Source organism: Bradyrhizobium sp. cir1, assembly GCF_014198245.1.
Lineage (GTDB): Bacteria > Pseudomonadota > Alphaproteobacteria > Rhizobiales > Xanthobacteraceae > Bradyrhizobium.
On sequence record NZ_JACIHE010000023.1, the window covers coordinates 95,767 to 104,526 of the forward strand.

Below are 8,760 nucleotides of genomic sequence, written 5' to 3' on the forward strand. Positions count from 1 at the left end.
GATGCCCTATCTCGTCTCGTTTCATATGGGCTGGCTGATCGGCTCGGTGCTGCTGGGCTTCTGCATGGGCTGGATTTCGGTGGTTCAGCGCGGCAACGGCACCTCGAAGGTGACCGCGCGCTGGCTCGCTTTGCTCGCCGCGGGCCTGGTCGCGGCCTCGCTCGCGCATGTGGTCCCTGGCCGCTTCGGCTACTGGCTCGACCTCGGTCTGATCATGTTCGCCTGCTACCTGGTCGGCTGCACCATCGGTGCCTGGCTGCGCGACCGGGTGGTCGCGCGGACCGCGCCGCCGTCGGCTGTGTGATGTTGCCATGCACCCTGACCATTGGGTCAGGGGGCGCCTTTGGCACGTCCGGAAATCCGTGAACGGGGCCCGGAATGTCCCCCTCTTTCAAGAGGCCGGCGCGGCCCATAGATTGATTTCGGCTTAAGGCGTGACGGAACATTGTACGGCCGAAATCATCAAAACTTCATGGCGACTGCGCAGGATTGCCACGGAGATTCGCGTCAAGCCTTGCCGCCGAAAGCGCCAAACCGTGCATCCGGAGCTCGCAACCTGCCTAAAACATTGAAGGCACGAGTTTTTGTTCGAATTGCCGAATTCCACTCGGCGCCAAAACGCGCTAGTGGAGAGGCGGAGGGCGTGCGCGATGCCGGAGCCGGCGGTGAGGGGCCGTCGCGTGCCTGTGCGTCGTTCGCCTGTTCGCCGGCCGTCCTGGCCGCTGAAGTGTTGTTCGAGGTCTAGATGCTGGAAGCCATACGCAGGGCGATGACGTTTCTGCGCCAGAAGCAAATCCTGCATAAGCTTGGAGTTGTGATCAGCGTCGCGGTCATCGGCATCGCTTGCTATGTGCTCTACCACATGCTGCGCGGCATCGATGTCAACGAGGTCCTCGAAGCCATCAAGAGCACCGAGCCGAGCCAGATTGCGATGGCCGCGCTGTTCGTGGCCGCCGGCTATTTCACCCTGACCTTCTACGACCTGTTCGCCACGCGCGCGATCGGCCATGCCCACGTGCCCTACCGCATCAACGCGCTTGCCGCCTTCACCAGCTATTCGATCGGCCACAATGTCGGCGCCAGCGTCTTCACCGGCGGTGCGGTGCGCTATCGCATCTATTCGGCCTACGGGCTGAACGCGATCGACGTCGCGAAGATCTGCTTCCTCGCCGGCCTGACCTTCTGGCTCGGCAATGCCGCCGTGCTGGGCCTCGGCATCTCCTACCATCCGGAGGCGGCGGCCGCGATCGACCAGCTTCCGCCCTGGCTGAACCGGACGCTGGCGCTGATGATCATCGTGGCGCTGGTCGCCTATGTGGTCTGGGTCTGGACCCAGCCGCGCGTGGTCGGCCGCGGGCCCTGGACCGTGGTGCTGCCGGGCGGACCGCTGACGCTGCTCCAGATCGCGATCGGCATCATCGACCTCGGCTTCTGCGCGCTGGCGATGTACGTGCTGGTCCCGGACGAGCCCAATCTCGGCTTCGTCGTGGTCGCGGTGATCTTCGTCTCGGCCACCCTGCTCGGCTTTGCCAGCCACTCGCCCGGGGGCCTCGGCGTGTTCGACGCCGCCATGCTGGTCGGCCTCTGGCAGATGGACCGGGAGGAGCTCCTCGGCGGCATGCTCCTGTTCCGCGTGCTCTATTATCTGTCCCCGTTCGTCATATCTGTAATCTTGCTGACGTTTCGCGAGGTTATAATCGGTGCCCGATCGAAGCGCTTGCAGCAGGCGGCGCTCAAGCTCGACCCCGGCCCGGCGCCTGAAGCCGCCTATGTGAGAGAGCGCCGCGACGGCGGCGTCTGACCGGCGCCAAGCCCTTAAGACAAGGCCCTTAAGACAAGGCCGTTAGGACACGTCCTCCAGGAGAAGCCCGCCCGATGGCGATCGACGCCCCTTCTTCTCCCTCTGCCCAGCCCTGGTCCGACCGGCTGCGGCACTCGACCGTCATCCTGATCGCCGCGGCGCTGGCGCTGTCGGTGGTGGTCTCGCTCGGGGAATTGTCGGCGCTGCACGCCATTGCCGTGTTCCTCTGCATCGCCGCCGCGGCGCTGATCCCCTGGCGGCTGCACGATCCCGCCGCCTCGCGCGACGATGTCAGGCGCATCAATCCGGTCGAGAGCGCCGCGGTGGCCGCGGTCGTCGCCGGCATGCCGGATCCGGCCGTGCTGCTCGACCGCGCCGGCCGCGTCATCCATCTCAATGCCGCAGCCGCCCAGCTCGCGCCGGCGCTGCGGCGGAACGAGCTGGCCCAGTTCGCGCTGCGCTTGCCGGAGATCATCACGGCGCTGCGCGAGTCGATCGCGACCACGGAGCCGCGGCGCGCGACCTATCTCGACCACGTCCCGGTCGATCGCTGGATGGAGCTCATCATCACGCCGGTGCCGGTGCCGACCTCGTTCGGCGGCGCCGACAAGTGCATGCTGATGACGTTCCACGACCAGACGCCGCTGCGCCGGGTCGAGGAGATGCGCGCCGACTTCGTCGCCAATGCCAGCCACGAGCTGCGTACGCCGCTCGCCGCGCTGTCGGGTTTCATCGACACGCTGCAGGGCCAGGCCAAGGACGATCCCAAGGCGCGGGAACGCTTCCTCGGCATCATGCACAACCAGGCCACCCGCATGGCGCGCCTGATCGACGATCTGCTGTCGCTGTCGCGGGTCGAGCTGTCGGCTCATGTGCGGCCCGATACCCTGGTCGACCTGCTGCCGATCATCCGCCAGGTCGCCGACGGGCTGGAGCCGCTGGCGCGCGAGCGCCAGGTCGAGGTCGAGATCCATCTGCCGGAGCCGCCGGTGATGATCGCGGGCGACCGCGAGGAGCTGCTCCGCCTGTTCGAGAACCTGATCGAAAATGCGCTCAAATACGGCGCCTCGGGCGGACGCGTCATCGTGTCGCTGACCTCGAGCGCCGCCGCTGACGGAACTCAGGAAATCCGGGTCATGGTCCGCGATTTCGGCCCCGGCATCGCGCCCGAGCACCTGCCGCGGCTGACCGAGCGGTTCTACCGGGTCGATGTCGGCGACAGCCGCTCGCAGGGCGGCACCGGGCTCGGATTATCGCTGGTGAAACATATTCTTAACCGTCATCGCGGCCGGCTTTTGATCGAAAGCGTGCCCCGCCAGGGGGCTACCTTCACCGCCTGCTTTCCCCAGGCAAAGGCTCCGGTTCAAGCCTGAAACTCAAGCGATTTCAATCGCTTGGGCGTGTCATCTGACTGTCACGAAACCTTCGTAAAAGCACAGCCGACCGCTCCTAAAGGGGCGGCACGGGGAGCGCGATCGGGCGCGGATGGCGCTTCGCTCCCCTGTATGGAGACCAGCATGAATTTCATCAAAACTATCGTCGCTGCTGGCTTGGTCGCCGCATCGACGACGGCGGCGCTCGCCGCCGATATCACGGGTGCCGGTGCGACCTTCCCGTTCCCGATCTATTCCAAATGGGCTGACGCCTACAAGAAGGAGACCGGCAACGGTCTGAACTACCAGTCGATCGGCTCGGGCGGCGGCATCAAGCAGATCCAGGCCAAGACCGTGACCTTCGGCGCCAGCGATGCGCCGCTCAAGGCCGAGCAGCTCGAGAAGGATGGCCTCGTCCAGTGGCCGATGGTGATGGGCGCCATCGTTCCCGTCGTCAACATCGAGGGCGTGAAGCCGGGCGAGATGGTGTTCGACGGCGAGACCCTGGCCAGCATCTATCTCGGCAAGATCACCAAGTGGGACGACGCCGCGATCAAGAAGCTCAATCCGAACGTGAAGCTGCCCTCGGAAGCCATCACCGTGGTCCGCCGCTCGGACGGTTCGGGCACCACCTTCAACTTCACCAACTACCTCGCCAAGGCCAGCGCGGACTGGAAGAGCAAGGTCGGCGAGGGCACCGCGGTCGAGTGGCCGGTCGGCGTCGGCGCCAAGGGCAACGAGGGTGTGTCGGGCAACATCAGCCAGACCAAGAACTCGATCGGCTACGTCGAGTACGCCTACGCCAAGCAGAACAAGCTGACCTATACCGGTCTCGTCAACAAGGCCGGCAAGCAGGTGCAGCCGACCGTCGAGGCCTTCCAGGCGGCCGCCTCCAACGCCGACTGGGCCAAGGCTCCCGGCTACTACGTCATCCTGACCGACCAGCCCGGCGACAAGTCCTGGCCGATCACCGCGGCGACCTTCATCCTCATGCACAAGGAAGCCACCGACAAGGCGGCCTCGCAGGAAGCGATCAAGTTCTTCCGCTGGGCCTTCAAGAACGGCGGCAAGGCGGCTGAGGAGCTCGACTACATCCCGATGCCCGAGGGCGTCGTGACCCTGATCGAGAAGACCTGGGCTGCCGAGATCAAGAGCTAAGTGAAGCTCTCGTGTTCCGGACATGGTGCCGGGACAGTCCGCAAAGACCTCCGCTCCGGATCGGCCTTGCGCCGCATCCGGAGCGCGCCACCAACAACAAGCGTATATAAATAAACGGGTACAGGGGATCGGCGTGGCTGAGATGGCTGTCGAGAGCAACGTAATTGATGCTGCCGGACCGTATGATCGCGCCAAGGCCTTGAGCGCGTTCAAGCTCGGCGACGTCACCTTCTACTGGATCACACGGCTTTCCGCGATCTCGGTGCTGCTGATCCTCGGCGGCATCATCATCTCGCTGATCGTCGGCGCCTTCCCGGCGATGAAGGAATACGGCATCTCCTTCCTGTGGACGCAGCGCTGGGCGCCGTCGGCCGATCCGCCCGTGCTCGGCGCGCTCGGGCCGATGTACGGCACGCTCGTCACCTCCTTCATCGCGATGCTGATCGCCATCCCGGTTGGTCTGGGCATTGCGATCTTCCTCACCGAGCTGTGTCCGCAATGGCTGCGCCGCCCGATCGGCATGGCGGTCGAGCTGCTCGCCGGCATCCCTTCGATCATCTACGGCATGTGGGGCTTCTTCGTGCTGGGCCCGTTCCTGGCCAACACTTTCCAGCCCTTCATGATCAAGATCTTTGACGGCGTTCCTGTCCTCGGTGCGATCTTCGCGGGACCCCCGTCCTATCTCAGCCTGTTCAATGCGGCGCTGATCCTTGCCATCATGGTGCTGCCCTTCATCACCTCGATCTCGGTCGACGTGTTCAAGACGGTGCCGCCGGTCCTGAAGGAAGCCGCCTACGGCGTCGGCTGCACCACCTGGGAAGTCGTCCGCAGCGTGGTGATCCCCTACACCCGCGTCGGCATCATCGGCGGCGTCATGCTGGCGTTGGGCCGCGCGCTCGGCGAGACCATGGCGGTGACCTTCATCATCGGCAATTCGTTCCGGATCTCCTCCTCGATCTTCGCCCCGGGCACCACGATCTCGGCGGCGATCGCATCCGAGTTCGCCGAGAGCGACGGGCTGCACCAGTCCGGCCTGATCCTGCTCGGCCTGCTGCTGTTCGTGTTGACGTTCTTCGTGCTCGCCGGCGCGCGGTTGATGCTGCTGCGTCTGGAAAAGAAGGCGGGGAAGTAACATGAACCCGATTTACGTACGCCGCCGCCGCAAGGACATCATCGTCCGCGGGCTCTGCATTGCCGCCGCCGCCTTCGGCGTCACCTGGCTCGCGCTGATCCTGATCACGCTGCTCTACAACGGCATCGCCGGTCTGAATCTGCAGATCTTCGTCGCGGACACACCGCCTCCGGGCTCGACCGAAGGCGGCCTGCGCAACGCCATCGTCGGTTCGATCATCATGACCGTGCTCGGCGTCGGCATCGGCGCGCCGCTCGGCCTGTTCGCCGGTACCTATCTCGCCGAGTATGGTCGCAACGACAAGCTGACCTCGGTGATCCGTTTCATCAACGACATCCTGCTCTCGGCGCCCTCGATCATCATCGGCCTGTTCATCTACGGCGCGGTGGTGGTGCCGATGCGCGGCTTCTCGGCGATTGCGGGCGCGCTCGCGCTCGCCGTGATCGTCATTCCGGTGGTGCTGCGCACGACCGAAGACATGCTGCTGCTGGTGCCGAACGCGCTGCGCGAGGCGGCCTCCGCGCTCGGTCTGCCGCGCTCGTTGGTGATCAAGCGCATCGCCTATCGTGCGGCCCGATCGGGTCTCATCACCGGCGTGCTGCTCGCCACCGCCCGCGTCGCCGGCGAGACCGCGCCGCTGCTCTTCACCGCGCTGTCGAACCAGTTCTTCAGCCTCGGCCTGAACAAGACGATGGCGAACCTGCCGGTGACCATCAACAACTTCGTGCAGAGCCCCTACGCCTACTGGAAGCAGCTCGCCTGGAGCGGCGCGCTGCTGATCACGATCACCGTGCTTGCCCTGAACATTGGCGCGCGCATCCTCGGCGCCGAGAGGACTGCAAAATGACCGACCTTTCCGTATCCGTGAGTTCCAACGCCCATCTGGCCTCGCAGCCGCTGCCGGAAGCGCCTGCCAAGGTGACGGTCCGCAACCTCAACTTCTATTACGGCGAGCACCACGCGCTGAAGAACATCAACCTGACGCTCGGCACCAACCGCGTCACGGCGTTCATCGGCCCGTCGGGCTGCGGCAAGTCGACCCTGCTGCGCATCTTCAACCGGATGTACGACCTCTATCCGGGCCAGCGCGTCACCGGTCAGCTCATGCTTGACCAGACCAACATCCTCGACCCCAAGCTCGACCTCAACCTGCTGCGCGCTCGCGTCGGCATGGTGTTCCAGAAGCCGACGCCGTTCCCGATGACGATCTACGAGAACATCGCCTTCGGCATCCGTCTCTACGAGAAGATCTCGAAGTCCGAAATGGACGACCGCGTCGAGAAGGCGCTACGCGGCGGCGCGCTGTGGAACGAGGTCAAGGACAAGCTCAACGCCTCGGGCCTGTCGCTTTCCGGCGGCCAGCAGCAGCGCCTCTGCATCGCCCGTACCGTCGCGGTGCGGCCTGAAGTGATCCTGTTCGACGAGCCCTGCTCGGCGCTCGATCCGATCTCGACCGCCAAGGTCGAGGAGCTGATCCAGGAGCTGTCCGAGAACTACACGATCGCGATCGTCACCCACAACATGCAGCAGGCGGCGCGCGTCTCGGACAAGACCGCCTTCATGTATCTCGGCGAGTTGATCGAGTTCGACGACACCAGCAAGATCTTCACGTCGCCGAGCGATCGGCGCACGCAGGATTACATCACCGGCCGGTTCGGCTGAGGAGACAGGACATGGGTTCTGAACATACCGCAAAGGCCTTCGACACCGACCTCCAGGAGCTCACCCGCCTGGTCGCCGAGATGGGCGGCATCGCCGAGCGCATGATCGTCGATTCCGTCGACGCGCTGATCCGCCGCGACATCGCGCTCGGCCAGCGCGTCGTCACCACCGACGCCGATCTCGACGCGCTGCAGAAGAAGATCGAGGAGCGCGCCGTGCTCACCATCGCCCGCCGCCAGCCGATGGCGGTGGATCTGCGCGAGATCGTCGGCGCCATGCGCGTTGCGACTGATCTCGAGCGCATCGGCGACCTCGCCAAGAACATGGGCAAGCGCGTCGCCGCGCTGGAGACGGATTTCCATCCGCTGAAGCTGTTCCGCGGCCTGGAGCACATGACCGACCTCGTGCAGCAGCAGGTCAAGTCGGTGCTGGACGCCTATGCCGCGCACGATCTGCCGGCGGCGATGGCGGTGTGGAAGGGCGACGAGGAAGTCGACGCCATCTGCACCTCGCTGTTCCGCGAGCTCCTCACCTACATGATGGAGGATCCGCGCAACATCTCGTTCTGCATCCATTTGATGTTCTGTGCCAAGAACATCGAGCGGATCGGCGACCACGCCACCAACATCGCCGAGACCGTGTTCTACATGATCGAGGGCCAGGCCATCACCGACAAGCGGCCGAAGGGCGACATGACGACCTTCGCCACGACGGTCCCGAATACCTGAAGACTTTAAGGAGCGACGACAACCATGGGCGCACGCATTATGGTGGTTGAGGACGAGGAAGCTCTCACCGAGCTTCTCCGCTACAACCTCGAAGGCGACGGCTATGACGTCGAGACGGTGATGCGCGGCGACGATGCCGACACCCGCCTCAAGGAGCACATCCCCGACCTGATCGTGCTCGACTGGATGCTGCCGGGCCTCTCGGGCATCGAGCTGTGCCGGCGGCTGCGGACCCGTCCCGAGACCAAGCAGCTTCCCATCATCATGCTCACCGCGCGCGGCGAGGAGAGCGAGCGGGTGCGCGGTCTTGCGACCGGCGCCGATGATTACATCGTCAAGCCGTTCTCGGTGCCGGAGCTGCTGGCACGCGTGAAGGGCCTGTTGCGGCGCGCCAGCCCGGAGCGGCTCGCCACCGTGCTCGCCTATGGCGACATCGAGCTCGATCGCGACAAGCGCCGCGTGGCGCGCTCGGGCCGGCCGATCGATCTCGGCCCGACCGAATATCGCCTCTTGGAGTTCTTCCTGGAGCACCCCGGCCGCGTGTTCTCGCGCGAGCAGCTGCTCGATAGCGTCTGGGGTCGCGATATCTACATCGACGAGCGCACCGTCGACGTCCATATCGGCCGCCTGCGCAAGCTGCTCAATCTCGGCCGCGAGCAGGACCCGATCCGCACCGTCCGCGGCGCGGGCTACGCGCTCGACGATCGCTTTGCGAAGGCGGAGCAGACGTAAGGCACGCGGCCTCGACAATCACAGCCGTCGTCCCGGACAAGCGAAGCTCTCGGCAACGCGCAGCATTGTCCGGAGCGGTGCGCCGATCCGGGACCCATATGTGGACGGCCCCCGTGGCACAAGAGCATTTTGAGGTTTGATCGGATCGCTTGCATCCATATGTCCGGCCTGTCG

Annotated in this window: 9 protein-coding genes; all 9 read left to right on the forward strand. The window is 65.1% G+C overall.

What is annotated here, in order from left to right; all coding sequences use genetic code 11:
• Position 1 precedes the first annotated feature (1 nt).
• The 9 genes from GGD63_RS32655 (at position 2) to phoB (ending at position 8,586) form a co-directional block, all read left to right on the forward strand.
• Positions 2 to 304: a hypothetical protein gene (locus GGD63_RS32655; RefSeq protein ID WP_183248225.1), complete on the forward strand. Its 303-nt coding sequence runs from the start codon at positions 2 to 4 to the stop codon at positions 302 to 304.
• Positions 305 to 745: 441 nt separating this feature from the next.
• Positions 746 to 1,801, forward strand: coding sequence for a lysylphosphatidylglycerol synthase domain-containing protein (locus GGD63_RS32660; protein WP_183248226.1), 1,056 nt, complete (start codon positions 746 to 748; stop codon positions 1,799 to 1,801).
• Between the two features lie 74 nt (positions 1,802 to 1,875).
• The gene (locus tag GGD63_RS32665; protein ID WP_183248228.1) at positions 1,876 to 3,174 is read left to right on the forward strand and encodes an ATP-binding protein; all 1,299 of its coding nucleotides are present in this window, start codon (positions 1,876 to 1,878) and stop codon (positions 3,172 to 3,174) included.
• Positions 3,175 to 3,318: 144 nt separating this feature from the next.
• Positions 3,319 to 4,332 (forward strand): phosphate ABC transporter substrate-binding protein PstS, encoded by a 1,014-nt coding sequence (gene pstS / locus GGD63_RS32670; protein WP_183248230.1) that lies wholly within the window; start codon positions 3,319 to 3,321, stop codon positions 4,330 to 4,332.
• A gap of 142 nt (positions 4,333 to 4,474) precedes the next feature.
• The gene (pstC, locus tag GGD63_RS32675; RefSeq protein WP_183248245.1) at positions 4,475 to 5,464 is read left to right on the forward strand and encodes a phosphate ABC transporter permease subunit PstC; all 990 of its coding nucleotides are present in this window, start codon (positions 4,475 to 4,477) and stop codon (positions 5,462 to 5,464) included.
• A 1-nt stretch (position 5,465) separates the two neighbouring features.
• Positions 5,466 to 6,311 (forward strand): phosphate ABC transporter permease PstA, encoded by an 846-nt coding sequence (gene pstA / locus GGD63_RS32680; RefSeq protein ID WP_183248232.1) that lies wholly within the window; start codon positions 5,466 to 5,468, stop codon positions 6,309 to 6,311.
• Positions 6,308 to 7,126: a phosphate ABC transporter ATP-binding protein PstB gene (pstB, locus tag GGD63_RS32685; RefSeq protein WP_130363637.1), complete on the forward strand. Its 819-nt coding sequence runs from the start codon at positions 6,308 to 6,310 to the stop codon at positions 7,124 to 7,126. Before pstA ends, pstB begins: the two co-directional genes overlap by 4 nt.
• A gap of 11 nt (positions 7,127 to 7,137) precedes the next feature.
• A complete protein-coding gene (gene phoU, locus GGD63_RS32690; protein ID WP_183248234.1) occupies positions 7,138 to 7,854 on the forward strand; it encodes a phosphate signaling complex protein PhoU in 717 nt (238 codons plus the stop codon).
• 24 nt (positions 7,855 to 7,878) lie between these two features.
• Entirely contained in the window at positions 7,879 to 8,586 is a 708-nt protein-coding gene (gene phoB, locus GGD63_RS32695) for a phosphate regulon transcriptional regulator PhoB (RefSeq protein ID WP_008143479.1), read from the forward strand.
• Positions 8,587 to 8,760 lie beyond the last annotated feature (174 nt).

Bases quoted from the DNA above. Each gene is read 5' to 3' on its own strand.
- GGD63_RS32655 (WP_183248225.1), top strand. From the start codon at position 2: ATGCCCTATCTCGTCTCGTTTCATATGGGCTGGCTGATCGGCTCGGTG.
- GGD63_RS32660 (WP_183248226.1), top strand. From the start codon at position 746: ATGCTGGAAGCCATACGCAGGGCGATGACGTTTCTGCGCCAGAAGCAA.
- GGD63_RS32665 (WP_183248228.1), top strand. From the start codon at position 1,876: ATGGCGATCGACGCCCCTTCTTCTCCCTCTGCCCAGCCCTGGTCCGAC.
- pstS (WP_183248230.1), top strand. From the start codon at position 3,319: ATGAATTTCATCAAAACTATCGTCGCTGCTGGCTTGGTCGCCGCATCG.
- pstC (WP_183248245.1), top strand. From the start codon at position 4,475: ATGGCTGTCGAGAGCAACGTAATTGATGCTGCCGGACCGTATGATCGC.
- pstA (WP_183248232.1), top strand. From the start codon at position 5,466: ATGAACCCGATTTACGTACGCCGCCGCCGCAAGGACATCATCGTCCGC.
- pstB (WP_130363637.1), top strand. From the start codon at position 6,308: ATGACCGACCTTTCCGTATCCGTGAGTTCCAACGCCCATCTGGCCTCG.
- phoU (WP_183248234.1), top strand. From the start codon at position 7,138: ATGGGTTCTGAACATACCGCAAAGGCCTTCGACACCGACCTCCAGGAG.
- phoB (WP_008143479.1), top strand. From the start codon at position 7,879: ATGGGCGCACGCATTATGGTGGTTGAGGACGAGGAAGCTCTCACCGAG.